The organism is Vibrio sp. 1288 (assembly GCF_033344475.1).
Map to the genome: position 1 here is coordinate 1 of NZ_JAWPOX010000776.1, position 605 is coordinate 605.

A 605-nucleotide genomic window follows, 5' to 3' on the forward strand; every position below is an offset into this window, starting at 1 on the left:
TGCGACAGATAGCTTGGCTCATCCGTGTATTCTCTTTTAATTCGGTTTGGATATTGGTTGTGTATAGAACATTGGGGTCATTCATAGAATTTGCAATGTTTTAAATTAGCTTCGCAAAAATTTACCGGGCGCTGGTGGACATCAGTCAGATTTATGTCAAAACTGTAATTAAATTGAGAACTTATAAGTTCTGTTGGCGACTAATTTTATATACCTTGGCTCACACGGATAATCATGATGAAAAAAATGTCTTTGGCTCTGGCACTCTCTAGTGCTCTCCTGATAGCCCCGTTTGGTTGGGCGCAATCCATCTCTGCAACCACGCAAGATCCCATCTATCAACTTGATGATAAGTTAGTTTTAGGGCGGGTCGAAAGTGTGTATTACAGCGAAATTCCTGAGCTAAGTGACGTCCCTTTCATCGGTAAAATTGATACCGGCGCTGACACCACCTCCATGCATGCAGAAAATATCCACGTAAGCAGCAGCAATCCCAAATACAAAAATCTTAAAGATGACAAACTGCTGTGGGCAATTGTCGATGATTTAGGTGGCACGCAAGCCAAATGGGAAGCCAACAGTTTTGAACCTTATCAAGTCACCGT

1 pseudogene is annotated in these 605 nt (G+C 42.0%); it reads left to right on the forward strand.

Going from position 1 to position 605, the window contains the following annotated elements:
- Nucleotides 1-234: 234 nt before the first annotated feature.
- A pseudogene (locus tag R8O11_RS29305) lies at nucleotides 235-605 on the forward strand (peptidase); the annotation flags it as partial.